Annotated in this window: 23 protein-coding genes and 1 pseudogene; 17 read left to right on the plus strand and 7 right to left on the minus strand. The window is 39.4% G+C overall.

The genetic code is table 11. The features are described from left to right. Positions 1 to 537 (plus strand): ribosome biogenesis factor YjgA, encoded by a 537-nt coding sequence (yjgA, locus tag ACTJJH_RS08025; protein WP_125699774.1) that lies wholly within the window; start codon positions 1 to 3, stop codon positions 535 to 537. Positions 538 to 585: 48 nt separating this feature from the next. Here the strand turns inward: yjgA and ACTJJH_RS08030 are convergent, their stop codons facing one another. Further along, positions 586 to 2,223 carry an acyl-CoA synthetase gene (locus ACTJJH_RS08030; protein ID WP_415871710.1) on the minus strand — a complete coding sequence of 546 codons (1,638 nt, stop codon included), beginning with the start codon at positions 2,221 to 2,223 and terminating at the stop codon, positions 586 to 588. Positions 2,224 to 2,616: 393 nt separating this feature from the next. On the opposite strand from ACTJJH_RS08030, the gene thrS reads away from it, so the two are divergent. The 4 genes from thrS to ACTJJH_RS08050 all read left to right on the plus strand — a co-directional run bounded on the left by thrS (position 2,617) and on the right by ACTJJH_RS08050 (position 6,427). Next, positions 2,617 to 4,539, plus strand: coding sequence for a threonine--tRNA ligase (gene thrS, locus ACTJJH_RS08035; protein ID WP_002117224.1), 1,923 nt, complete (start codon positions 2,617 to 2,619; stop codon positions 4,537 to 4,539). A gap of 5 nt (positions 4,540 to 4,544) precedes the next feature. Continuing rightward, complete coding sequence (gene infC, locus ACTJJH_RS08040) at positions 4,545 to 5,096, plus strand: translation initiation factor IF-3 (protein WP_075383312.1); 552 nt, start codon at positions 4,545 to 4,547, stop codon at positions 5,094 to 5,096. A 228-nt stretch (positions 5,097 to 5,324) separates the two neighbouring features. After that, on the plus strand, positions 5,325 to 5,945 hold the full coding sequence (locus tag ACTJJH_RS08045) for a glutathione S-transferase N-terminal domain-containing protein (protein ID WP_032056074.1): 621 nt from the start codon (positions 5,325 to 5,327) through the stop codon (positions 5,943 to 5,945). Positions 5,946 to 5,998: 53 nt separating this feature from the next. Continuing rightward, the gene (locus ACTJJH_RS08050; protein WP_057077543.1) at positions 5,999 to 6,427 is read left to right on the plus strand and encodes a YqaA family protein; all 429 of its coding nucleotides are present in this window, start codon (positions 5,999 to 6,001) and stop codon (positions 6,425 to 6,427) included. A 40-nt stretch (positions 6,428 to 6,467) separates the two neighbouring features. On the opposite strand, the gene nreB is transcribed toward ACTJJH_RS08050, so the two are convergent. Further along, entirely contained in the window at positions 6,468 to 7,718 is a 1,251-nt protein-coding gene (gene nreB / locus ACTJJH_RS08055; protein ID WP_032056076.1) for a nickel resistance MFS transporter NreB, read from the minus strand. Between the two features lie 38 nt (positions 7,719 to 7,756). On the opposite strand from nreB, the pseudogene ACTJJH_RS08060 reads away from it, so the two are divergent. The 3 genes and pseudogenes from ACTJJH_RS08060 to rplT all read left to right on the plus strand — a co-directional run bounded on the left by ACTJJH_RS08060 (position 7,757) and on the right by rplT (position 8,524). Beyond that, positions 7,757 to 7,947: pseudogene (locus tag ACTJJH_RS08060) on the plus strand (hypothetical protein). Between the two features lie 11 nt (positions 7,948 to 7,958). Next, complete coding sequence (gene rpmI, locus ACTJJH_RS08065; RefSeq protein ID WP_002054552.1) at positions 7,959 to 8,153, plus strand: 50S ribosomal protein L35; 195 nt, start codon at positions 7,959 to 7,961, stop codon at positions 8,151 to 8,153. Positions 8,154 to 8,164: 11 nt separating this feature from the next. After that, entirely contained in the window at positions 8,165 to 8,524 is a 360-nt protein-coding gene (rplT, locus tag ACTJJH_RS08070; protein WP_000124858.1) for a 50S ribosomal protein L20, read from the plus strand. A gap of 52 nt (positions 8,525 to 8,576) precedes the next feature. On the opposite strand, the gene ACTJJH_RS08075 is transcribed toward rplT, so the two are convergent. After that, positions 8,577 to 9,569 carry a hypothetical protein gene (locus ACTJJH_RS08075; protein ID WP_440600981.1) on the minus strand — a complete coding sequence of 331 codons (993 nt, stop codon included), beginning with the start codon at positions 9,567 to 9,569 and terminating at the stop codon, positions 8,577 to 8,579. A gap of 158 nt (positions 9,570 to 9,727) precedes the next feature. On the opposite strand from ACTJJH_RS08075, the gene pheS reads away from it, so the two are divergent. From pheS to ACTJJH_RS08090, 3 genes are read left to right on the plus strand one after another with little or no spacing between them, the layout of a single operon-like run. Then, a complete protein-coding gene (gene pheS, locus ACTJJH_RS08080; RefSeq protein ID WP_440600973.1) occupies positions 9,728 to 10,708 on the plus strand; it encodes a phenylalanine--tRNA ligase subunit alpha in 981 nt (326 codons plus the stop codon). A gap of 32 nt (positions 10,709 to 10,740) precedes the next feature. Then, complete coding sequence (pheT, locus tag ACTJJH_RS08085) at positions 10,741 to 13,122, plus strand: phenylalanine--tRNA ligase subunit beta (protein ID WP_440600974.1); 2,382 nt, start codon at positions 10,741 to 10,743, stop codon at positions 13,120 to 13,122. Next, positions 13,119 to 13,415 (plus strand): integration host factor subunit alpha, encoded by a 297-nt coding sequence (locus ACTJJH_RS08090; RefSeq protein ID WP_000126166.1) that lies wholly within the window; start codon positions 13,119 to 13,121, stop codon positions 13,413 to 13,415. The genes pheT and ACTJJH_RS08090 overlap by 4 nt, the downstream gene beginning before the upstream one ends. A 138-nt stretch (positions 13,416 to 13,553) precedes the next feature. On the opposite strand, the gene ACTJJH_RS08095 is transcribed toward ACTJJH_RS08090, so the two are convergent. Continuing rightward, complete coding sequence (locus ACTJJH_RS08095; RefSeq protein WP_017387628.1) at positions 13,554 to 13,796, minus strand: hypothetical protein; 243 nt, start codon at positions 13,794 to 13,796, stop codon at positions 13,554 to 13,556. A gap of 94 nt (positions 13,797 to 13,890) precedes the next feature. Between ACTJJH_RS08095 and ACTJJH_RS08100 the strand changes: the two genes are divergently transcribed. Then, positions 13,891 to 14,016, plus strand: a complete 126-nt coding sequence (locus ACTJJH_RS08100) for a hypothetical protein (protein WP_002117184.1) — start codon at positions 13,891 to 13,893, stop codon at positions 14,014 to 14,016. Positions 14,017 to 14,206: 190 nt separating this feature from the next. On the opposite strand, the gene rho is transcribed toward ACTJJH_RS08100, so the two are convergent. After that, the gene (gene rho, locus ACTJJH_RS08105) at positions 14,207 to 15,475 is read right to left on the minus strand and encodes a transcription termination factor Rho (protein WP_002117304.1); all 1,269 of its coding nucleotides are present in this window, start codon (positions 15,473 to 15,475) and stop codon (positions 14,207 to 14,209) included. Between the two features lie 322 nt (positions 15,476 to 15,797). Beyond that, the gene (gene trxA, locus ACTJJH_RS08110; RefSeq protein WP_002054512.1) at positions 15,798 to 16,124 is read right to left on the minus strand and encodes a thioredoxin; all 327 of its coding nucleotides are present in this window, start codon (positions 16,122 to 16,124) and stop codon (positions 15,798 to 15,800) included. A gap of 275 nt (positions 16,125 to 16,399) precedes the next feature. On the opposite strand from trxA, the gene ppx reads away from it, so the two are divergent. The 5 genes from ppx to ACTJJH_RS08135 are packed head-to-tail and all read left to right on the plus strand — an operon-like array spanning position 16,400 to position 21,499. Continuing rightward, positions 16,400 to 17,920, plus strand: a complete 1,521-nt coding sequence (ppx, locus tag ACTJJH_RS08115) for an exopolyphosphatase (protein WP_014208409.1) — start codon at positions 16,400 to 16,402, stop codon at positions 17,918 to 17,920. An 18-nt stretch (positions 17,921 to 17,938) separates the two neighbouring features. Further along, positions 17,939 to 18,760, plus strand: a complete 822-nt coding sequence (locus tag ACTJJH_RS08120) for an acetyl-CoA carboxylase carboxyltransferase subunit alpha (protein ID WP_005066304.1) — start codon at positions 17,939 to 17,941, stop codon at positions 18,758 to 18,760. After that, on the plus strand, positions 18,697 to 20,097 hold the full coding sequence (tilS, locus tag ACTJJH_RS08125) for a tRNA lysidine(34) synthetase TilS (RefSeq protein WP_284091150.1): 1,401 nt from the start codon (positions 18,697 to 18,699) through the stop codon (positions 20,095 to 20,097). Before ACTJJH_RS08120 ends, tilS begins: the two co-directional genes overlap by 64 nt. Then, entirely contained in the window at positions 20,072 to 20,908 is an 837-nt protein-coding gene (gene proC / locus ACTJJH_RS08130) for a pyrroline-5-carboxylate reductase (protein ID WP_005804294.1), read from the plus strand. The genes tilS and proC overlap by 26 nt, the downstream gene beginning before the upstream one ends. A gap of 21 nt (positions 20,909 to 20,929) precedes the next feature. Further along, positions 20,930 to 21,499 carry a YggT family protein gene (locus ACTJJH_RS08135; protein WP_000501183.1) on the plus strand — a complete coding sequence of 190 codons (570 nt, stop codon included), beginning with the start codon at positions 20,930 to 20,932 and terminating at the stop codon, positions 21,497 to 21,499. 52 nt (positions 21,500 to 21,551) lie between these two features. On the opposite strand, the gene polA is transcribed toward ACTJJH_RS08135, so the two are convergent. After that, on the minus strand, positions 21,552 to 24,323 hold the full coding sequence (gene polA / locus ACTJJH_RS08140; protein ID WP_238517061.1) for a DNA polymerase I: 2,772 nt from the start codon (positions 24,321 to 24,323) through the stop codon (positions 21,552 to 21,554). Positions 24,324 to 24,360 lie beyond the last annotated feature (37 nt).

A 24,360-nucleotide genomic window follows, 5' to 3' on the forward strand; every position in this document is an offset into this window, starting at 1 on the left:
GTGGCACGTCGTCCCCAACGTTATACTGAAGAAGATTTTGGCTCTTTAGAAGGACGTGCAAGTAAGACAGAGCAGAAAAAAGCAGTTCAACGTATGGCTGCTTTAGGTGAGCAATTAGCACAACTTTCTGTTAAACAGATTCAAAAACTCCCAGTTGATGAACGTTTAATTGATGCGTTAATGGAAGTACAGAACATTAGTTCTTTTGAAGCTCGTCGTCGTCAGTTTCAACGTATTGGTAAATTATTGCGTAATGAAGATGAGACCATTATTTTGTCTTATTTAACTCCGCAGCAAGGCGCAAAAAAACAGGCTCAATTGATGCGTTGGGTTGATCGTATGATCGAACAAGGTGACCCTGCAATTAATGAATTTAGTAAAATTTATAATGCATCGGAACGTCACACATTGCGTCAGCATGTGTTGAGAATCAAGCGTGATAAGACTCAAGAAGTGAGTGAAGCAGAGCTTGAGGCATCAAAAGGTAAATTTGTTAACTATGTGCAGCAAATTGCCTTATTGTCTGATCAAGGCTAATTGCTCTTCAATAGTAAAAAGCGACGCTCAAGGCGTCGCTTTTTTTATTTATATATTTTCAGCTCGTTCTTTTGCCCATTCGCGCAAAATGAATTTCTGTAATTTACCTGTCGATGTCTTTGGAATTTCAGTAATAACCACATCTTTAGGTACTTTAAAGCGCGCTAACTCTTTTTGGCAGTGTGCAATAATTTCTTCAGGTGTTGCTGTAGTACCCATCTTTAATTCAATAAACGCGCATGGTACTTCTTGCCAACGTGCATCGGGTTTAGCGACTACCGCAGCGGTTAATACAGCAGGGTGTTTATACAACACATCTTCTACTTCTAAAGATGAAATGTTTTCTCCACCTGAAATAATAATGTCTTTCGAACGATCAGTAATTTTTGCATAACCATCTGGGTGGCAAACGGCTAGGTCGCCCGTATGAAACCATCCGCCAGCAAAGGCTTCTTGAGTTGCTTTAGGATTCTTTAAATAGCCTTTCATGACAATATTGCCACGGAACATGATTTCTCCCATGGTTTGACCATCATTAGGCACAGGTTCCATAGTCTCGGGATCTAACACACGCATGCTGTCTTGCAACGGGTAGGGTACGCCTTGGCGGGAATGAAGTTGGGCTTGTTCAGCAATTGATAGCTCATTCCATCCAGATTGAGAAGCACATAGGGCAGAAGGTCCATAAGTTTCTGTTAAACCGTATACATGGTTTACGTTAATCCCCATGTTTCGCATCCCTTCAATTATGGCAACAGGGGGAGCTGCCCCAGCGACCATGACTTCAACATGGTGATCAAAGTTCGCTTGTTTTTCTTTAGGTAAGTTAAGAATCATTGAAAGAACAATAGGTGCACCACAGAAATAATCAACTTGATGTGCTGCAATCAATTGCATGACTAATTCTGGATCGACTTTGCGTAAACAAATATTGGTTCCACCACTTGCTGCTATGCTCCACGCAAAACACCAGCCATTACAATGAAAGAGGGGTAGTGTCCATAAATACACAGCACGTGGTTTCATTCCACAAGCCAAGATATTGCTTGCAGCATTAAGATAAGCCCCGCGATGATGATAGACCACACCTTTAGGATTACCTGTAGTTCCAGATGTGTAATTTAAGCTAATCGCATCCCATTCATCTTCTGGTAAATGCCAAGAGAAGTTAATGTCGCCTTGAGCGATCCATTCTTCATATTCAAAAGAACCTAAAAACTGATTTTCACCTTCATATTCGGTATCAGCTACATCAATTACAATAATGTGCTGGTTAGGAATAAGTGAGAGGGCTTCTCTTGCCAAATTCACAAATTCAGGATCAACCAACAGCACTTTACTTTCAGCATGTTCCAACATGAAAGCGATTGTTTTTGCATCTAAACGTGTATTGAGAGTATTGAGTACCGCACCAGCCATAGGAACTGCAAAATGTGCTTCAATCATGGCTGGAATATTTGGCAATAAGACAGATACCGTATCATTTTTCTCAATTCCCAGTTGCTTGAGCTGAGATGCAAATTGGCAACAACGTTGGTAAGTTTCTTTCCATGAAATTTGGCGCTTACCATGAATAATTGAAGCTTGATCTGGGTAAATATAAGCCGCACGCTCTAGGTAGCGTAGAGGTGATAACGCAACAAAGTTTGCGGGTGTGCGTGGTAACTCATCATAAGCACTAACCATGTGAAACAACTCCGTGTTCTATTTTTAATTCATTCTTTGAACATATGATGTAATATTAATCAAAGCATCTATGCTTTAGTCTTAAAGAGCGATACCCTCCAGTCAAAAAATGAGCAGAAATGCTATTTTCTTCATCTTAAACCACTTGTGTTAAACATGTTTAAAAATCATCTCAATATATTTTTTAAGTCATTTATTGCTGTTTACGTGATAAGCAAAATGTATTTATGATTTTATGGACTCAAAGGTTTTCACATTGCTTGAACAAGTGTAAAATCTTTCAGGTTTTTTAACTTTGATTTACACCGTTTTTATATTTTGAGGTTCGCCTCGATCATAATCTCGCGGTGAAATGCTCCTTCGTATAGGGCATCACTCCTTAAGGATTTTTTTATGCCAATTATCACATTGCCAAATGGCGATCAAAAGAGTTTTGATCACGCTGTATCTGTTATGGAAGTTGCCCAAAGTATCGGGCCTGGTCTAGCAAAAAATACTGTTGCTGGCCGTGTAAATGATCGCTTAGTTGATGCATGTGACTTAATTACCGAAGATTCGACCTTACAAATTATCACTCCAAAAGATGAGGAAGGTCTTGAAATTATTCGCCATTCTTGTGCACACCTTGTAGGGCATGCTGTTAAACAGCTTTTCCCTGAAGCCAAGATGGTGATTGGTCCAGTCATTGAAGAAGGTTTTTACTACGACATCTGGATGCCACGTCCTTTTACATTAGATGATATGGCAGCTATCGAAGAGCGCATGAAAAAGCTCATCGATCAAGATTATGATGTCGTTAAAAAAATGACACCACGTGATGAAGTTATTGCTGAATTTACTGCGCGTGGTGAAGAATATAAATTACGCTTGATTGCAGACATGCCTGAAGAAACACAAATGGGCTTGTACTATCATCAAGATTATTTGGATATGTGTCGTGGTCCACACGTACCGAATACCAAATTCTTAAAATCGTTCAAGCTCACTAAAATCTCTGGTGCATACTGGCGTGGTGATGCGAAGAACGAACAGCTTCAACGTATTTATGGTACAGCTTGGGCAGACAAAAAACAGCTCGCTGCATACATCAAACGTATCGAAGAAGCTGAAAAGCGTGACCATCGTAAAATTGGTAAAGCTTTAGACTTGTTCCATATGCAAGAAGAAGCACCAGGTATGGTGTTCTGGCATCCAAATGGCTGGACTATTTACCAAGTACTTGAACAATACATGCGTAAAGTTCAGCAAGACAACGGTTACCTTGAGATTAAAACACCACAAATTGTAGATTTTACACTGTGGGAAAAATCAGGTCATGCGGCGAACTATGCTGACAACATGTTTACAACTCATTCTGAGAATCGTAACTATGCCGTTAAGCCAATGAACTGCCCATGTCACGTGCAAGTGTTCAACCAAGGTTTGAAGTCTTACCGTGATTTACCGATTCGTTTAGCAGAGTTTGGTTCTTGTCATCGTAACGAACCATCAGGTTCTTTACACGGCATTATGCGTGTACGTGGCTTTACACAAGATGACGCACATATTTTCTGTACTAAAGAACAGATCGGTCAAGAAGTTGCAGACTTTATTAAGCTGACTTTAGAAGTTTATAAAGATTTTGGCTTTGAAGAAGTGCAAATGAAACTTTCTACACGTCCAGAAAAACGTGTGGGTGATGATGCACTTTGGGATATGGCTGAAAAATCTTTAGCAGATGCTTTAGATGCAGCGGGTCTCGAATGGGAATTACAACCTGGTGAAGGCGCGTTCTACGGTCCGAAAATTGAATTCTCATTGAAAGACTGTCTCGGACGTGTATGGCAGTGTGGTACTATTCAGTGTGACTTCAACTTACCAGAACGTTTAGATGCGTCTTATGTGACTGAAGACAATGATCGTGATCAGCCTGTGATGTTGCATCGTGCAATTCTTGGTAGTTTTGAGCGTTTTATTGGTATACTAATTGAACACTACGCTGGTTTCATGCCACCTTGGTTGTCGCCGTTACAAGCTTGTGTCATGAATATTACGGACTCTCAAGCTGAAGCTTGTGAGAAAGTCGTAGCAAAACTCAAAGAAAATGGCCTTCGTGCTATTTCTGACTTGAGAAATGAAAAAATCGGATTTAAGATTCGTGAGCGTACTCTAGAGCGTATTCCTTACCTATTAGTTCTTGGTGATCGAGAAGTTGAAGAAGGTACAGTGAATGTGCGTACCCGCTCAGGAAAAAATTTAGGTACTATGTCAGTAGATGCATTCATTGACTTAGTGAAGTCTGCCGTCGCCGAACGTGGCCGGTATATTGTGGAGTAAGAAAGATTAAACAGCCTGACCGTAACCAACAACAAGGTGCAAAAAGCAACCGTCCAGCAATTAACGACGAGATCCGTGCAAAAGAAGTACGCCTCGTTGGTGCTGACGGTGAGCAAAAAGGAATTGTTTCATTAAATGAAGCACTGCGCGCTGCTGAAGAGGCAGATCTTGACCTAGTTGAGATCGTTGCAAACGCCGAGCCGCCTGTTTGTAAAATTATGGATTACAACAAGCACTTGTTTGACCTTAAGCAGAAGCAAAAAGATGCGAAGAAAAAACAGCATCAAGTGCAAGTGAAGGAAATCAAACTGCGCCCTGCAACTGATGTTGGTGATTATCAAGTTAAGCTTCGTGCTATTTTGAAATTCCTTGAAGAAGGAAACAAAGTGAAAATCACTTTACGTTTCCGTGGTCGTGAAATGGCTCACCAACAACTTGGCTTAGCTCAATTACAAAAAATTGAAGCGGATGTCGCTGAGTTTGGGGTTGTGGAACAAGCACCTAAAATGGAAGGCCGTCAAATGGGTATGTTACTTGGACCGAAAAAGAAAAAGTAATACTCAAAAAAAGCACTGCAAAAGCAGTGCTTTTTTATATCCTTATCATAATAAAAAAAGATGATTTAACTTTTATCTATTCAGTTTGATTTAAGACAGTTGCTATATTTTGAAAGAAATTCAATTCTTGAATTTTATGTATTTTTTAGTGTTGGAAATCTCATCGTCCCTCTTAAAACATGCTATAACGCAAGACGCAGTCATGATAACGATGAATAGGAAAATAGAATGATTGATCTATATTATTGGGGAACTCCCAATGGACATAAAATCACAATTGCCTTAGAAGAAATGGGACTGGACTACACTCTTTACCCAATCAATATTTTAGAAAATGATCAATTTCAACCAGACTTTCTGAGAATTTCTCCAAATAATAAAATTCCGGCAATTGTTGACCAAGATGGACCTCGTGGTGAGCCAATTTCAATATTTGAATCAGGCGCTATCTTGCAATATCTAGGTCGAAAAACTGGATTATTTTATCCAACTGATGAGCAAGAACGAGTTGAAGTTGAACAATGGCTCATGTGGCAAATGGGTGGGCTAGGGCCTATGCTTGGGCAGAATCATCATTTTAACCGCTTTGCACCAGAAAAAATTCCCTACGCTATAGACCGGTATGTAAATGAGACTAAACGTTTATATGGTGTATTAAACAAACAGCTTATTGGTCAGAAGTTTGTTGCAGGTGAATACTCGATTGCTGATATGGCAATTTTACCCTGGATCTTGCGCTATGAATGGCAGGGTATTCAATTAGAAGATTATCCTTATGTACAAGAATATGTTGTACGTTTAACGGCACGTCCTGCGGTACAAAAAGCATTATCAATCAAAGTCATCTAATTCTTATTGGTAGCCTAATGAATAAAGTGAAAGGTGATTTGGTCTAATTTAATATGCTAAGTTACTTTTTACTTTTTTTGAGCGCGTTTGGGGCGGCTACATTATTACCATTACAATCAGAGGCTGTGCTCGCCACCTTATTATTAAAAAAAGAATATTCTGCTTTCCTTCTAATTTCTATCGCTACTTTCGGAAATGTACTGGGCTCGTGTGTGAACTGGTGGCTTGGTTTAAAAATAGAGCAGTTTAAACACAAAAAGTGGTTCCCAGTTTCTGAAAAACGTTTAGAACAAGCTCAGCGTTTTTATCATAAATATGGGTTTTATTCGTTGCTGCTAAGTTGGACACCTGTGATTGGTGACCCAATTACTTTAGTTGCGGGTTTATTCAAAGAAAATTTTTGGCGCTTTTTAATTATCGTTTTGATTGCTAAAGCAGGGCGTTATATTTTTATTTATTGGGTGATTACAGATTTTATCTAAAATAAAAGCATCTGAAGATGCTTTTATTAAAATGGTTTAATTAGTCTTCTGAGCTTTTAGTAATATCGACTTTAAATAGGTCATTGGTTTTTAGCCAACAAAATGTGACCACTGCAAGTGTCATACAACCACCAAAAATAGTTGCTGCAATCGTTCCTAAATATTTAGCTGCTAAACCTGACTCAAATGCACCAAGCTCATTACTTGATGAAACGAACATGCCATTTACGGCAGCAACGCGACCACGCATATTTTCTGGTGGAAAAATTTGCAAAATGGTTTGTCTAACCACAACTGAAATACTGTCACAAGCGCCTGTCATAGCCAACGCAAATAGTGATAACCACATGTTATTTGAGAACGCGAAAAGAATCGTGAAAACACCAAATCCTGCAACAGCAAGTAGCATGTTACGCCATGCATGCTGAGTTGGTGGGAAGCGAGTCAAAGCAATCATAGTGACGAGCGCTCCAATAGATGGTGCCGCACGCAAATATCCCAGTCCTTCTGGACCGACTTTTAAGATATCTTCTGCGAAAATTGGTAATAATGCGATGACTCCACCAAATAAAACAGAAGCTAAATCAAGAGAAATTGCCCAAAGAACAATTTTAGTTTTCCAGATAAAACGGAAACCATCTCCTAAACTTTCTAAAACATTAGCAGTTTCAATTTTAGGAAAACTACGCTTATGCAATAGGTTAATTAAGATAAAACAAATACCAAGTAAAACCGCAACACTAAATAGACTTGTTTCTCGGCCTAAATAGGCAAGCATGAAACCACCAAGCATTGGCCCGATAATTACTCCACTTTGCCAACCGATTGTCGTCCATGTTGCACCATTTGCGTACAGTTCACGAGGAATCAAAAATGGTTTTAAAGACGTTGCAGAGGGATTATAAAACCCACGTATAGTGCCTAAGCCAAAAATAACAGCATAAATACCCCAAGAAAGGAAATTTACGCTGATATGACCTAGACCATGCAGATGGAACAACGACCAAAGAACTAAAGGAAGAGGAACCGAGAAAAATAAACAGATTTTCATAATAATCTGTTTATTAAATCTATCTGCAAAATAGCCACCCCAAAGAGAAAGAGCAATAAAAGGAATAGCTTCTGCAAGTCCAATTAAACCTAGAGTCAGAGGGTCTTTAGTGATTTGATAGAGTGAATAGGCAACAATAATTTCTTGAATTAGAATTGCTAATGTTAAGCAAAATTGATTAATGGTAACAATTGAGAAATCTCTATAGCGTAAGGCGGCAAATGCATCATGTTTCTGCATTGGGAATATCGTATGTTGATAATTTGATCGTATTATAAATGGAAAAAAGTATAGGTGCTTTATTTATTATTGATATGGCTGCCACAAGTTGAAATCGAGAAAGTCTTTCTTTGCACTCATAAAAACAGTAACTAATAGTTTTAATTTTGCTCAGCATGCTATAAAATACGCGCTTCCTTACCTGCAGGTCGATTTTGCAATGGTGCAATCGCGCCGAACAGGTGCCTAAAAGAGGTTACTATGGCTAAGTTAAAAACTCGCCGTGGTGCAGCTAAACGCTTCAAAGCGACTGCAAACGGTTTTAAGCGTAAACAAGCGTTCAAGCGCCACATCTTGACCAAAAAATCTGCTAAACGTATCCGTCAATTACGCGGCTGTGTAATGGTTCATGTTTCTGACATGAATTCAGTTCGTCGTATGTGCCCATACATCTAAGGAGATTATAAATGGCTCGTGTAAAACGTGGTGTAGTGGCTCATCGTCGTCACAAAAAAATTCTTGCTCGCGCTAAAGGTTACTACGGTGCTCGTTCACGCGTTTACCGCGTAGCGTTCCAAGCGGTAATCAAAGCTGGTCAATACGCTTACCGTGACCGCCGTCAAAAGAAACGTCAATTCCGTGCTCTATGGATTGCGCGTATCAATGCTGGTGCTCGTCAAAACGGTTTGTCTTACAGCCGTATGATCGATGGCTTGAAAAAAGCTCAAGTGATCATCGACCGTCGCGTATTAGCTGACATCGCTATGCATGATGCAGTAGCATTTGCTGCTTTAGCTGAAAAAGCTAAAGGCGCATTAGCTGCATAAGCTTAGAGATTCAAAGAAAGACCGCTTTTTAGCGGTCTTTTTTATTATTTATCTAAAGGCCAAAATAATAAGCCAAAGCACAAATAATAATGGTTAGAATAATCAGCTTAATAACGCCTGAACCAGTGCCTTTATGGTGCTGAGACTTGAGATGCTGTGGATTTTCGTTTGATTGCTCAAATGGAGATGCTTTAACTACAGGCACCATCTGAGCTGTCTGATAATGGTTGGCAACTTTTACAATAAGCTTGGCAAACAAATCATCAGTTTTTTGTGTAAAGTTTCTTAAATTGATGAGTTGCTCCTGGTCTAGTTCTTCTCCCAAAGGATCATTTGCAATACGTTTCTTTTGTTCTACATAGTCAGCTAATGCTTGAGTACGAGATAAAAGCTGATGGGCATAATCTGCGGGATAGCTCTCAGGAATTAAGGCAAGTTTTGGCTCTAAGCTTTTAATATTTGTACCATCAAAAAGAGCATTTTGAAGTTCTGGCTCCTCAAAGCCTGCTGCATATTTACTATGAAATAATTCACTATCCATAAAATCAGCTATTTCTTGCCATGGCGGATTTTTTAAATCAGCTTCAATTTTTTTTGATAATTTTTCATTGAGTTCAAAACGCCAGAAAGTTTCTAAACGAAGCTCACATGTTTGTGAGGCAGGGGCTTCAAACTCATTATCATTGTTATACCATTCGGCAAGCTCATGGCCAAAAATCCATGCAAATTTCTTATCATTTTGATGGGTCACGATAAAATGAGTATAAGGTAAGAGCTCGACATTACTGTTTGGATTTTGTTCTTCATTGAGAAGGCTTGATAAATGTAAGCTGAGCTTTGTGGTGCCTTGTTTTTTTAATACTTCTAACCAAACTTGGAAGTGTTGGGCCAACAAATGTTGAGAAGTTAAGTCACGAAACTGAAAACTATGATGGTCGAAAATATGATGTTGTCGCCATTGGTTAAAGCTTAAATTCTGACGGAGGTATTCATTACCATATGTCACAAGCGTAAGTTGTTGTTTCCAAATCTGATTAAGCGCCATAATAGTTGATCTCATTGACGATGCTACTATCTTATACGTTTTATCTTTTTGTTGCCTAATACATTTTTCATGATGGATAAACTTCATCAATTCGATGAAAAACTGTTAGAATGCAGTGTTTTATTATATTTTTTAAATTTGTTGCTTTGAGAGTTAATATGTCACTGGAAGCCCTGACCACAGAAGCGCTTGCTGCCATTGCAGCAGCTCAAGACCTTGTTGCACTTGATCAGGTGCGTGTGCAATTTACAGGGAAAAAAAGCCAGCTTGCAGAACAATCGAAAGCATTAGGGAAAATGGACCCTGAAGAACGCAAAGTACAAGGTGCTGCGATTCATGCTGTTCGAGAAACAATTAATACTGCATTAACAGAACGTCAAGTGGCACTACAACAGGCAGCACTTGCACAAAAGCTAGCAAGTGAAACGATTGATATTACATTGCCGGGCCGTGGTCAACGTATTGGTACAGTTCATCCTGTTACTCAGGTACAAGAGCGAATTTGTCAGTTCTTCACTAAAGCTGGTTTTACAGTTGCAACCGGTCCAGAAGTTGAAGATGACTATCACAATTTCGAAGCATTAAATATTCCTGGTCACCATCCAGCACGTGCTATGCACGATACTTTCTACTTTGATGCTACTCACCTACTACGTACGCATACCTCTGGGGTACAGATTCGTACGATGGAGACGAGTGAGCCGCCAATTCGTATCGTATGTCCTGGCCGTGTTTACCGTTGTGATTCGGATCAAACGCATTCGCCAATGTTCCATCAGATCGAAGGCTTATATGTTGCTGAGAACACCAGCTTTGCTGAATTAAAAGGTTTATTGATTAACCTACTGAATGAATTTTTTGAGAAAGATTTAAAAGTACGTTTCCGCCCATCATATTTCCCATTTACAGAGCCTAGTGCAGAAGTAGATATCATGGATGAGCGTGGACGTTGGTTAGAAGTATTAGGCTGTGGCATGGTACATCCAAATGTATTGCGTGCTGCGGGTATTGATCCTGATAAATACAAAGGCTTTGCTTTTGGTTTAGGGGTAGAGCGTTTTGCAATGTTGCGTTATGGCATTAATGATTTGCGTATGTTCTATCAAAATGATGTGCGTTTCTTACGCCAATTTGCCTAACAATTTTTCAGGATTAAAAAAGGTTTATAAAGATGAAGATTAGCGAAAATTGGCTACGCACATGGGTTAACCCAGCAATTGATAGTGAGACATTGTCTGATCAGTTAACTATGCTTGGTCTTGAAGTTGACGAACTTGCACCTGTTGCCAAGCCATTTACTGGTGTCGTGGTCGGCGAAGTTTTAACAGTTGAGCAGCATCCAGATGCAGATCGTTTGCGTGTAACGACAGTTAATATTGGTTCGGGCGAGCCTTTACAAATTGTTTGTGGGGCACCGAATGTTCGTGCTGGCATGAAAGCTCCAGTTGCAACGATTGGTGCTGTATTACCGGGTGATTTCAAAATCAAAAAAGGTAAACTTCGTGGAGTTGAGTCACAAGGCATGCTTTGTGGTGCTTCTGAAATTGATCTTGAAGATAAAATCGATGGTTTGCTTGAGTTACCTACCGATGCTCCAGTAGGGGTAAACATCCGTGAATACTTAAAACTCGATGATAACGTCATCGATATCAGTATTACACCAAACCGTGGTGACTGTTTCAGTATCCGTGGTATCGCTCGTGAGATTGCAGTAATTAACCAACTGCAAATGAATGAACCTGATATTAAATCAGTTGAAGCGACAATTGCTGATGAGAAGAAAGTAGTGATCAGCACTGAAGGTGCTCCACGCTATTTAGGACGTGTAATTAAAAACGTAAATGTTAAAGCTGCTACTCCTGAGTGGATGGAGCAGGCTTTAGCTCGTTCAGGAATTCGCACGCACAGCATTTTGGTTGATGTGACGAACTATGTCCTTATGGAACTGGGTCAGCCAATGCATGCTTTCGATTTAGCTAAAATCGAAGGGACTGTACATGTGCGTCAAGCTCAGCCACAAGAAAAATTACAACTCCTTAATGATCAAGAAGTTGAATTACAAGAAGATATTATGGTGATTGCTGATGACCAGAAAGCTTTGGCAATTGCTGGAATTATGGGTGGTTTAGCATCAAGCGTAACTGATAATACTACCGATATCTTCCTAGAAAGTGCTTTCTTCGCGCCACTTGCTATTGCTGGACGTGCTCGCCGTTTTGGCTTGCATACTGATTCTTCTCAGCGTTATGAACGTGGTGTAGATTTTGAGTTGCCGTTAATTGCCATGAACCGTGCTTCGCAGCTTATTCAAGAGTTGGCAGGTGGTGAATTTGGTCCAATTACTGTGGCTGAAAAAACTGAAATTTTACCAAAGCGTGAAGCAATTGAACTGAAACAAGCTCAGGTAGACCAATTGTTGGGATATCAATTGACGGCTGATTTCATTGCAGATGCTTTAACTCGACTAGGGTGTGAAGTAACTGTTAAAGCTGAAGGTGAGTGGAATGTAGTACCTCCATCACATCGCTATGACATGGCTATTTATCAAGACTTAATTGAAGAAGTGGCACGTATTGATGGTTATGACAATATCCAAATTAGCTTACCAAGCATGGATGTTCAATTAGCTAAATATCAAGACCGATTTGAAATTGCAGAGTTACGCCAAACTATCGTCACTTTAGGCTATCAAGAAGCAATTAGTTTTAGCTTTGCTGATGCAAAACTTGAAAAGCAATTGAACCCACAAGTAAATCCGTTAATGCTAGCAAATCCAATTTCAAGTGATTTGGCTGCAATGCGTAGTACTCTACTTTCAAGTTTAATCCCTTGCGTACAATATAATCTCAACCGTCAACAAAGTCGTGTTCGTTTCTTTGAATTAGGACTTCGTTTTGATTATCAAGATGCTAAAAGTATTGAGGATCTAAAACAGATTCCAACTTTAGCTTTAGTGGCAGTTGGCTCGCAACAACTAGAATCTTGGCATGTTAAGCCTCAGCCAATGGATTTCTTCGACTTCAAAGGAGAAATTGAAGAGATTTTAGCTGCTGGTCGTGTCAAAGTTGAATATGTACGTTCAGAGCGTGCATGGTTGCATCCAGGGCAGTCTGCTGAAATTTTAGTTGATGGGCAATCAATTGGTTATTTAGGCCGTCTGCATCCATCTTTAGAAAATGAGCTAGATTTAAGCACAACTTGGGTTGCTGAACTTAATCAAACAGCCGTTTTGCAATCTTATGTATCTAATTTTACAGAATTATCACGTTTTCCTTCGATTAGACGTGATATCGCGCTTTTAATCTCTGATAATATAAATGTTAGAGATATTCAGCAGTTAATCGAAAAAACTGGTGGAGAGCTTTTAGACTCTACATGGTTATTCGATGTGTATACGGGGCAGGGTGTCGAAGAAGGTAAGCGCTCATTGGCGTTTGCATTATTATGGCAACATCCTTCACGTACGCTTGAAGATGCTGAAATTAAATCTGGTATGGACAATATAATCCAAGTGTTGGAAAACACTTATCAAGCGACATTGAGGGCCTCATGACAGCATTAACTAAAGCAGACATGGCTGATCATTTAAGTGAGTTAACCAGCTTAAATCGCCGTGAAGCAAAACAAATGGTCGAGTTGTTCTTCGACGAGATTAGCCAAGCGCTTATTGCAGGGGAGCAGGTTAAGCTTTCTGGTTTTGGTAATTTCGAATTAAGAGATAAACGCGAACGCCCAGGACGTAACCCTAAGACAGGCGAGGAAATTCCAATTTCTGCGCGCCGTGTAGTTACGTTCAGAGCGGGTCAGAAGTTTAGACAGCGCGTTGGAAATGAGCAGATCGATTGATCTGCTTTTTTTATATTTTAAATAGCTTTTATAGTTTATTGGGCAGCAATATAGGACCGCTTAATCTTAGAAAATCAAAATTTAGATATAAAAAAAGAGGACAAAATGTCCTCTTTTTTATCTAATCTAGAATATAGATTAGTGTGCAGCAGAAGCAGCAGCAACGTCAGAAGCAGCAGCAGCAACGTCAGAAGCAGCAGCAGCAGTTTCAGAAGCAGCAGCGTCAACAGCTACAGCAGCTTCAGAAGCAGCAGCAGTAGCTTCAGAAGCAGCAGCTACAGCTTCAGAAGCAGCAGCAGGAGCTTCTTCTTTCTTAGAACAACCAACGAAAGCTAAAGTAGCAGCAACAGCAGCAGCAACAGCGAATTTTTTGAATAACATGGCATCACTCTCACAAAAAAGATTTGAGATTAAAAAAACCTAAGTTGGACTGTTTTGCTTTTATTATTCCTAAAACGTAGCTAGGTAACAACGCATGGAGCAGTCTAACTGGTCTGCCGCTATGCTATCACTGCAAATGCTGAAATACTACTGTCGTCTGTCAAAAAAACGTATGAAAAAGAGAAAAACAGACTGTTTTTTAACAGAAAAAAACAATTAATCAGCTCCTATATATTGGAAAAGGTAGAGGTAAGCTACTAAAAAAATTAAGCTTTTTTATGCAAAAATATTTATTATCAAAAACTTATAAATAATTTTACATAAAAATTAGCAAAATGTATTTTTGTGTAAAGCTTGTCAACCAAATAAAAAGCCACTCAAAAGAGTGGCTTTTTTGAAAGCTTGATCACTTAAGTTGAAGCTTTACGTTTCATTTGATCAAAGAAATCATCGTTTGTTTTCGTTTCTTTCATACGGTCGAGTAAGAATTCCATTGCTGCTAATTCATCCATAGGGTGAAGTAGCTTACGGAGGATCCATACTTTGCGTAATTTATCTTCATCCATTAAACGCTCTTCACGACGTGTGCCAGATTTTTTGATATTCATAGCAGGGAAGACACGTTTTTCAGCAATACGGCGATCAAGCGTAATCTCTTGGTTACCTGTACCTTTGAATTCTTCATAAATTACATCATCCATTTTACTGCCTGTTTCAATCAAAGCAGTAGAGATGATCGTAAGTGAACCACCTTCTTCGATATTACGTGCTGCACCGAAGAAACGTTTAGGGCGCTCTAATGCATGAGCGTCTACACCGCCAGTTAACACTTTGCCTGATGATGGGATTACTGTGTTATAAGCACGTGCAAGGCGAGTAATAGAGTCAAGAAGAATCACAACATCTTTTTTATGCTCAACAAGACGTTTAGCTTTTTCAATTACCATTTCTGCAACTTGTACATGGCGAGCCGGTGCTTCATCAAATGTTGAGGCAATAACTTCACCGCGAACAGTACGCTCCATTTCAGTTACTTCTTCTGGACGTTCGTCAATTAATAGAACAATCAAGAATACTTCTGGATTGTTTCTAACAATCGATTGAGCAATATTTTGAAGTAACATTGTTTTACCCGCTTTCGGCGGTGCAACAATAATAGAACGTTGGCCTTTACCAATTGGTGCAACTAAATCAACGACACGAGCAGTTAAGTCTTCTGTCGTACCATTACCTAATTCCATAACCAATTGTTCGGTCGGGAAAAGGGGAGTTAAGTTTTCAAATAAAATTTTATTTCGAGAATTTTCTGGCGTGTCATAGTTAATCTGGTTAACTTTGAGCAACGCAAAATAACGCTCACCTTCTTTTGGAGGGCGAATAGTACCTGTGATGGTATCACCTGTACGCAAGTTAAAGCGTCGGATCTGTGAAGGACTCACATAAATATCATCCGGACCTGCTAAATACGAACCTGCGGCAGAACGCAAAAAACCAAAACCATCAGAGAGAATTTCGAGAACGCCATCACCAAAAATTTCTTCGCCATTCATCGCATGGCGTTTCAAAATGGCAAAAATAATATCTTGCTTTCTGTTACGAGCCATACCTTCCAGGCCCATAAATTCAGCAATTTTAATTAGTTCGCCGATTGGTTTTTTCTTGAGTTCAGTTAAATTCATAAGGGTCAGAATTAGGAAAGAGTAGAGTGTGGTTTAAAAAGGAGAAAAATCGCTCGCATACAAAAAAGATTATCGCAATTGTATTTACACAATAACAATTCAGAAGTCTGATTAATTGTTTCGAAGAGAAATGTGAAAAAACAATTTCTGTTGCCGAGTGGCGATCTTTATGTTTGTGTCTTGTAAGAAGCCGGACGAAGATGATTCCCTTCAGTGCCTCTTGAGCATGCAATATAAGCCAGCCTAGCAAATTTGTCAATTTATAGGCGAAAAAAATACGCTATAAAAAAGTATAGCGTATTTTCTTTTTTAGCATTTTGACTTAAACGTTTTCATCAATAAAGCTAACAAGTTTAGAGCGAGGTACAGCACCAATTTGTTGAGCTACAACTTCACCATTTTTAAAAAGTAGTAAAGCAGGAATGTTACGGATGTTGTATTTCACTGCTGTATCTTCGCAAGAAGTCACATCAACTTTAACAATTTTTACTTTACCAGCATATTCACTTGATAGGTCTTCAAGAACAGGTGCGATTGCTTTACAAGGTGCACACCATCCTGCCCAGAAGTCAACAAGTACAGGGGTTTCAGCATCTAAAACATCTGCTTGGAAGTTATCATCAGTTGTATTTACAATAGTCGCAGACATAGTACGGCTCCAATTTTTAGAAAAAAGTGCTATTACAGGAGAAATTATCTCTATCAGTATTACATAGCTACTTAGTTCAATGTAAGGGTTTGATGCTATTATTCAAGGCTTAACTAAATTTGTCTAATGGGTGCTCACGATATTCATCATCGGCTTGTACAATCGTTTAACAAATAGAAAAATATCGATGTCTATTAATTGTTGATGAAAATGGCTTTTCAATTGCATTCTTGTGAATTACTCTAGGCGTGAATTGTTATGGGTTTAGTTCAATAATGTCTGATTTTCTGATTGATGAAGAATTACTTGCTGCCATAGATATGGGGTCGAACAGTTTTCACCTTGCAATTGCACGGGTAGATCACGGTGAAGTTAAAAAAGTGGCTTCAATGTCAGAAAAAGTACAGCTTGCGGCTGGTCTTGATGAAAATAAAAATTTAACAGAAGCAGCACAACAACGTGGATTAGCATGTTTAGCTCGTTTTGTGGGACGTTTAAGTTCTGTTCAACCCAATCGTTTAAGAATTGTGGCAACCAATGCTTTACGTCAGGCCAAAAATGGCCATGAGTTTATTCAAAAAGCAGCTGAAATTTTACCCAAACCTATTGAAATTATTGCAGGTCGTGAAGAAGCACGACTGATTTACCTTGGTGTATCTCACACGATGGCTAATGGCGGACGTCGCTTAGTCGTTGATATTGGTGGTGGATCTACTGAGTTCATTATTGGTGAAGAGTTTGAACCTATTTATACAGAGTCATTGCAAATGGGATGTGTGGCTTATACAAAAGCCTACTTTGCTGATGGTGAAATCACACAAAAAGCCTTTGATAAAGCAGTAGTTGCTGCCCGTAAAGAACTTTCAGCTATTGCAACAACATATAAAATGGAAGGTTGGGATACTGTCGTTGGTTCTAGTGGAACGATTAAAGCTTGCCGCCAAATTATGGTGAATATGGGCTTGAGTGACGAGCAAGAAAACGTCACTCGAGAAGGGTTATATAAACTCAAAGATAAATTACTTAAGTTTAAAAATATTTCTGAAATTGATTTTGAAGGGTTAAGAGAAGACCGACGAGCAGTTTTGCCAGCCGGATTGGCAATTTTGTACGCAGTTTTCGAAGTTTTAGAAATTGATCGTTTGGCATATTCTGATGGTGCATTACGTGAAGGAGTCATGTATGACCTATTAGGTCGTTTTAAACATGAAGATATCCGTGATCGTAGTGTACAGGCCTTAATGGGGCGTTATAACGCAGATCCAAAACAAGCAGAACGGGTTGTAAATACAGCACAGCAATTATTTGATGGTGTTGCGGAATCTCTTAATTTAACGAGTGAAGACAGTGACTTACTGCGTCGAGCTGCCTATTTGCATGAAATTGGTTTAGCAATTAGCCATGGTGGTTATCACCGTCATGGTGCTTATTTATTGCAGCATTCTGATATTCCAGGCTTCTCACAAATTGATCAAAATCACCTTTCACATTTAGTCGCTCACCACCGTCGTAAATTACGAAATGATGTGAAAAATGAAATTTTGAAGGCTGGTGGTAATAAATTACTTTATCTATGTTTATTACTTCGCCTAGCAGTTTTACTCAACCATAGTCGAAGTGATCAGATGCTTCCTGCCATTGAACTGACCATCATAAATGATCAACAATGGCAACTTAGTGTTTCTGGTGATGCCAAACAATGGCCATTGTTAGTTGCCGACTTGCATGATGAGCAAGAGCAGTTTAAGCATTGGGACATTGAATTGAATATTCAGTCGGAAAAATTTATCGATTAAAGGGATAATATTCGACCTATGAAAAAAGCTACTCAGTCCAAAGCGTGGACAACGGTTCAAATTGCACGTCATCCTGATCGTCCGCAGTTTCTAGATTATGTCGGTGAAATCTTTACAGAGTTTGATGCCTTGCATGGTGATCGTTTGTTTGGTGACGATGGTGCGATGGTAGGTGGTCTTGCTCGTTTTGATGGTCAACCTGTGATGGTTATTGGCCAACACCGTGGTCGTAGTACCCGTGAAAAATTAAAGCACAACTTCGGTATGGCTAACCCAGAAGGTTACCGTAAATCTCAACGCCTATTAGATATGGCAGAGCGCTTTAACCTTCCGGTCTTCACATTTATTGATACTATGGGTGCTTATCCAGGTGTTGGTGCTGAAGAGCGTGGACAAGCTGAAGCAATTGCAACTAGCCTTGCTCAACTTTCAAGTTTGAAAGTTCCTGTTGTCGCAACAGTACTTGGTGAAGGCGGTTCTGGTGGTGCTTTAGGTATTGGTGTTGCTGACCGAGTAATTATGTTGTCGCATAGTATTTATTCTGTGATTTCACCAGAAGGCTGTGCATCTATTTTGTGGAAAACTGCTGAAAAAGCGGCTCAAGCAAGTGAAGCTTTAGGTTTGACAGCAGATAAATTACAATCTCTAGGTATTGTTGAATATGTAGTAGATGAAGGCGAAGGTGCTCATTTAGACCCTGAGCAAGTCATGCAAAACCTAAAAGTAGTTTTGAAGCAAGCTTTGGATGAGTTGCTACCAATGGATGCAAATGAACGATGCGAAGCACGTTATCAACGTTTAATGAAGTTTGGCAGCGAAAATTTAGGCATTGCGTCTTAAAACAGGCTCAAGAGTTTTCAGAAAATAGTACTTTTCTTATTGGATGTAGTGGTGGCATGGATTCAATGCTGCTACTACATTTGATGTCTCAAATTTTCCCTCATAAGATCCGAATAATTTACATAGATCATCAACTGCAATCAAAAAGCGCAGAGTGGGGCGAACTCGTTGCTAAACAAGCGACTCATTTAAATATTCCTTATACCATTCAAAAAGTTCAAGTTACTGACGGTAATTTGGAAGCTCAAGCACGTCAGGCGCGTTATCAAGCTTATCTACAACATTTGCAAGCCAATGAAATTTTAGTGCTCGCTCATCATCAGCAAGATCAGGCTGAAACGGTAATATTGCGTTTATTGTCGGGTACAGGTGTTGATGGGCTTGCTGCTATGCAGTCTATTGATCATCGTGTAGATATGACAATTTGGCGCCCTTTTTTGGATTTAACCCGTGAGCAGATTGCCGAGTGGACTACTCAACTTGAGATTGAGTATGTAGATGATCCTACAAATTACGATATACATTATGATCGGGCATGGTCGCGTGAAGAACTTTGGCCCTTCTTACAAAACCGATTTCCAAAAATGCAGCAAGCACTTAGTCGTACTAGCTATTTGATGCAAGATGCTTCTGAAATTTTAGAAGAAGTTCTAAAAGTTGATTTGCAAAATTGTGGTACGGACGAATGTTTGGATTTAACTCGGCTATTAAAACTATCTTCTGCTCGACAGCGCCAATTGCTTTCAGTTTGGATGAAAGGTGATGGACAATATCGGCCTGCATTTGAAATGGTTGAGCGGTTAAAAAATGAAGTAATTGCTTCTAAGTCTGATGCACAAGCGGCATTACATTGGAACCAGTTTTATTATGTCCGTTATCAACATTATCTTTATCGGTTGAGTAGACAAGTTTTTCTTGCTGAAAAATTAAACCCAGTTGAAACCGAGACGGAGCATCATTTTCAACTAGGGGAAATAGTGGATTGTGCTTCAGGATATTTTCAAATAACTCAAAAAAATATGGGGTTGTCTGCATCTTTATTAAATAAAAAATTAAAAATAATTCGACGCCAAGGTGGTGAAAAGGTCCATTTATATGGTCGTGTTGGGCAATGGCCATTAAAAAAAGCAATTCAAGAAGCACATATTTTGCCTTGGCTTCGTCATACAATTCAAATATTAGTCATAGATAATGTTATGCTTGGGGTTTTTACACCGAAAGGATTTTGGTTGGCTCAGTCTCCGTATTGTGAGCAAGGAGGATGGCAACCAGATTTAATTTCTTATTCTTGTAATCTGGTAAATGGCGAAGATGGTTATGACAAGTGCAGTAAATAGTAATATCTGTTTTATTGGTGGTGGTAATATGGCCCAAGCTTTGATTGGTGGGCTCATTTCAAGAGGGTTACCGCCAACACGTATTACCGTTTCAGATCCTGTTGAGCAAATACGTCAATTATTGCAAGAAAAAGAAGTCCATGTGACACAAGATAATGTAGCTGCAATTAAAAATGCTGATGTCGTTGTACTGGCAGTAAAACCACAAGTTTTGGCGACTGTTTTACGTCCTCTAAAAGGACTGTTATCAGATAAATTGGTTATTTCAATTATTGCTGGTGCTGAAATCCAAACGATATCAAACTTAATTGATAGCAATCGAATTGTTCGAGTTATGCCAAATACGCCAGCTCTAGTTCAGACGGGTGCACATGGTATCTATGCAAATGATGTAGTAGGTACTTCGGATCGTGAATTAACAAGTCAGATTTTAGCAGCCACAGGCTTAACAATTTGGGTAAACTCCGAAGCTCAAATTGATGCGGTAACAGCGGTTTCTGGCTCAGGTCCTGCATATTTCTTCTATCTCATGGAAAGTATGATCCGTGCGGGTAAAAATTTAGGACTTGATGAAAAAGTTGCAACTGCGTTGACTCTTCAAACGGCATTAGGTGCAGCTCAAATGGCAATTACTAGTTCAAACACTCCTTCTGAACTTCGTAAGAATGTGACATCGCCAAATGGCACAACTCAAGCTGCACTTGAAGTTTTTGACCGTGCACAAATCTCCCAAAATATTCAATCTGCATTGGCTGCTGCACAGAAGCGTAGTCAAGAATTGGCTCAAGAATTGAGTGACAGTGCGAAATAGCTTAAATAGGATAAGACAACTATGGGTGCAAATTCTGCGCTAATTTTTGGAATTTTAATTAATGTCGCGATTTTATTGGTCTTTTTCCGTTTTTTAATGCAATTGGCGGCAGTAAGTCCTTATAATCCTGTGGTTTTATCGACTGTAAAGGCGACTAAAATTGTTGATATTTTTGGCCGAATTTTTCCGACGGTCGCAAAAGGCCGATTTAATTTGGCTGCGTTGGTTCTTTTAATTATTTTATATTTGCTGAAAATTTTTGGCGTGATGTATCTTTCTGGTTCTATGCCAAATAGTCCGGTTCACTTAGTGATTCTGACATTTGTGACGATGATTCAGGACCTAATTCGTTTCTGCCGTTATTTAATTTTCGCGACAATTATTTTGAGTTGGGTGGTTATGTTTACTCAATCGCGTTCACCTTATATTGAAGTGATTCAAGATTTAGCTGAACCATTACTCGCGCCATTCCGTCGTTTATTGCCTAATATGGGAATGATTGACTTATCTCCAATTTTGGCGTTTTTGGCGCTTTATATTGCCGAGATCTTAATGAATGAAGTTGCAAAAGTTCTTTTAACGGGGCTTTAAGTTAAGGCAATAAAAAAGGGCTGTTAATACAGCCCTTTTTTATTTCTGCTAATTAATGGGCATCATCCCAGTTTTGGCCTTGTCCAACTTCAACGACTAAAGGCACAGAAATTTTTACTACAGATTCCATGACAGTCGCGATTTGCTTAGAGAGCTCTTCGGCAATGTTTTGATCTGCTTCAAATACTAATTCATCGTGTACTTGAAGTAGTAGTTTGGCTTGATCTTTTGGCAAGATTTTATCGACTTCAATCATTGCGAGTTTAATGATATCAGCAGCACTACCTTGTAAAGGCGCATTAATTGCAGCACGTTCGGCAGCCTTACGTACCATTACATTTCGTGCATCAATATCTGGTGTATAAAGACGACGACCTAAAATAGTTTCAACAAAACCTTGCTCTGATGCAACTTGACGTGTGCGTTGCATATATTCATAGATGCCAGGATAGCGTTGGAAATATTGCTTAATATAGTTTTGTGATTCTTGACGTGTAAAGCCTAATTGACGAATCAAACCAAACTCAGACATACCATAAAGTAGGCCAAAGTTAACTGCTTTCGCTTGACGGCGTTGGTCATTGGTCACATCTTCGATAGCAATACCCAATACTTCTGCAGCAGTACGGCGGTGAACATCTTGTCCGTGCTGGAACGCATGTACTAAAGCATCATCTTGAGAAAAATGGGCCATTAAACGTAATTCAATTTGCGAGTAATCGGCAGCCAATAATACTCGACCTTCTGGCGCAATGAATGCTTTACGAATTTGACGCCCAATTTGTCTACGAATTGGAATATTTTGTAAGTTAGGATCTGAAGAGGAGAGGCGACCTGTTGCTGTGAGCGCTTGGTGATAACTTGTATGTACGCGATGCGTATCGTTATGAGATTGCTCAACTAGACGATCAGTATAGGTACTTTTTAGCTTTGCTAAACCACGATGCTCTAGAATAATTTCCGCTAAAGGATGTTCAATTTTTTCTAAAACACTTTCACTGGTGCTGTATTGTCCAGTTGCAGTTTTTTTACCGCCTTTGATTCCTAATTTATCAAATAGGATTTCACCTACTTGTTTAGGTGAAGCAATATTAAAAGTTTCATCTGCAATTTCCATCGCTTGATTTTCAAGCCCTTCCATTGTTTTTGCAAATTCAACACTTAATTTATCTAAGAAGGCATGATCTAGACGAATACCATCTTCTTCCATACCCGATAAAATACGGGCAACTGGCATTTCGATGTTATATAAAATATTTTCTAGCTCAGGAAATGGCTTAAGTTTGTTTGAAAGCACTTCATACAAACGATAAGTCACATGAGCATCTTCTGCAGCATAGTGAGCAGCAACTTCAATCTCAATTTGATTGAAAGTCTTTTGTTTAGCACCCTTACCAGCAATTTGTTCAAAGGTAGTGGTCAAGTGACTCAAGTAGACACGCGCTACATCATCCATGCCGTGACGAGTTGCTGCTGCATTCAATACATAAGATGCAAGCATGCTATCGAAATACCAGCCTTTAAGTTCTATGCCATGATTGGCAAAGATATGCGCATCATATTTAAGGTGATGCCCAATTTTTTTAACTGCTTCATTTTCTAGCACAGGCTTAATTTGAGCCAGAATTTGGTCACGATCCAGTTGCTGCGGCGCATTTTCATAATCATGCGCTAATGGAACATAGTAGGCATCTTTCGCATCAAATGCGATTGAAAAGCCAACCATCTCGGCAATACGGTAATCAAGGCTTGTAGTTTCTGTATCAATAGCAAAATGATCGGCATTTTGCATACGTTGCCAGAGCTGATCCCATGCTTCTTGGGTTAAAACAGTGTGATAATTTGCAGTTCCAAGCTGGTCATCTTGACTGGTTAAGCTTGCTTGATCTTCAGTTTCTATAGATTCAGCAGGTTTAACTTCATTTTGAACAATAGTCTGTGAAGCTTGTTGTTTATAGCTTGAGCTATTTGGATTGTTTGGATGATCAAGCGACTGTAATTGGTTTCTAAACTCAAGCTCAGTATAAAGATTACGTAGAGCCTCTACATTTGGATCAGTAAGTTTTAACTCATGCCAATCGAGTTCTAAAGGAAGATCACAGACGATACTAGCTAACTGGTGGTCAAGCTTAATATTGTCTAAGTTATCTTTAATATTTTGGCTAAGTTTGCCTTTAAGTTGGTCTGCATTGGCAATAATATTGTCTAAAGTGCCATATTCAGTTAGTAACTTAGCTGCAGTTTTTGCACCTACGCCAGGTACACCCATGATGCCATCAGACGCATCGCCCATAAGGGTTAAGTAATCGATAATTTGATTTGGCCAAACACCAAATTTTTCAAATACCCCGTCGGTATCCATGACGCGATCTTTAAAGCTATCTTCAAGTTTTACATGATCATTGACGAGCTGAGCCATGTCTTTATCTCCAGTTGAGATAAGTACATGATGGCCTTCGAGTACGGCGCGTTTAGCGAGTGTACCGATAATGTCATCTGCCTCTGCACCCGGAAGACTATATAAAGGAATCCCCTGAGCTTTAATCAATGCATGCAAATATGGAATCTGTTGAGATAACTCTTCCGGCATGGTAGGGCGATCACCTTTATAAATAGGTGAAAGCTTGTGGCGGAAAGTTGGCTCAGGCGTATCAAAAATGACGGCCATATGTGTTGGCTGCATACGGCGCATTAATTTTTGAATGGCAGAAATTGCCCCACGTATTGCATTGGTATGTAACCCTGTAGAGGTCGTCAATGGTGGTAATGCATGATATGCACGAAATAAAAAATAGGACCCATCAACCAAGACAAATGGTGGCATTGAACAATTCCTTAATTTGAATTAGGGGTATTTTACG

Source organism: Acinetobacter sp. 22301, from assembly GCF_052045285.1.
GTDB lineage: Bacteria > Pseudomonadota > Gammaproteobacteria > Pseudomonadales > Moraxellaceae > Acinetobacter > Acinetobacter pittii.

Coding starts and splice junctions, on each gene's coding strand:
- rplT (WP_000124858.1), top strand. CDS start 8,165: ATGGCTCGTGTAAAACGTGGTGTAGTGGCTCATCGTCGTCACAAAAAA.
- polA (WP_238517061.1), bottom strand. CDS start 24,323: ATGCCACCATTTGTCTTGGTTGATGGGTCCTATTTTTTATTTCGTGCA.
- pheS (WP_440600973.1), top strand. CDS start 9,728: ATGTCACTGGAAGCCCTGACCACAGAAGCGCTTGCTGCCATTGCAGCA.
- ppx (WP_014208409.1), top strand. CDS start 16,400: ATGTCTGATTTTCTGATTGATGAAGAATTACTTGCTGCCATAGATATG.
- proC (WP_005804294.1), top strand. CDS start 20,072: ATGGTTATGACAAGTGCAGTAAATAGTAATATCTGTTTTATTGGTGGT.
- ACTJJH_RS08045 (WP_032056074.1), top strand. CDS start 5,325: ATGATTGATCTATATTATTGGGGAACTCCCAATGGACATAAAATCACA.
- ACTJJH_RS08120 (WP_005066304.1), top strand. CDS start 17,939: ATGAAAAAAGCTACTCAGTCCAAAGCGTGGACAACGGTTCAAATTGCA.
- ACTJJH_RS08100 (WP_002117184.1), top strand. CDS start 13,891: ATGGAGCAGTCTAACTGGTCTGCCGCTATGCTATCACTGCAAATGCTG.
- thrS (WP_002117224.1), top strand. CDS start 2,617: ATGCCAATTATCACATTGCCAAATGGCGATCAAAAGAGTTTTGATCAC.
- ACTJJH_RS08030 (WP_415871710.1), bottom strand. CDS start 2,223: ATGGTTAGTGCTTATGATGAGTTACCACGCACACCCGCAAACTTTGTT.
- nreB (WP_032056076.1), bottom strand. CDS start 7,718: ATGCAGAAACATGATGCATTTGCCGCCTTACGCTATAGAGATTTCTCA.
- rpmI (WP_002054552.1), top strand. CDS start 7,959: ATGGCTAAGTTAAAAACTCGCCGTGGTGCAGCTAAACGCTTCAAAGCG.
- rho (WP_002117304.1), bottom strand. CDS start 15,475: ATGAATTTAACTGAACTCAAGAAAAAACCAATCGGCGAACTAATTAAA.
- ACTJJH_RS08075 (WP_440600981.1), bottom strand. CDS start 9,569: ATGGCGCTTAATCAGATTTGGAAACAACAACTTACGCTTGTGACATAT.
- ACTJJH_RS08095 (WP_017387628.1), bottom strand. CDS start 13,796: ATGTTATTCAAAAAATTCGCTGTTGCTGCTGCTGTTGCTGCTACTTTA.
- pheT (WP_440600974.1), top strand. CDS start 10,741: ATGAAGATTAGCGAAAATTGGCTACGCACATGGGTTAACCCAGCAATT.
- ACTJJH_RS08135 (WP_000501183.1), top strand. CDS start 20,930: ATGGGTGCAAATTCTGCGCTAATTTTTGGAATTTTAATTAATGTCGCG.
- ACTJJH_RS08090 (WP_000126166.1), top strand. CDS start 13,119: ATGACAGCATTAACTAAAGCAGACATGGCTGATCATTTAAGTGAGTTA.
- ACTJJH_RS08050 (WP_057077543.1), top strand. CDS start 5,999: ATGCTAAGTTACTTTTTACTTTTTTTGAGCGCGTTTGGGGCGGCTACA.
- trxA (WP_002054512.1), bottom strand. CDS start 16,124: ATGTCTGCGACTATTGTAAATACAACTGATGATAACTTCCAAGCAGAT.
- tilS (WP_284091150.1), top strand. CDS start 18,697: ATGCGAAGCACGTTATCAACGTTTAATGAAGTTTGGCAGCGAAAATTT.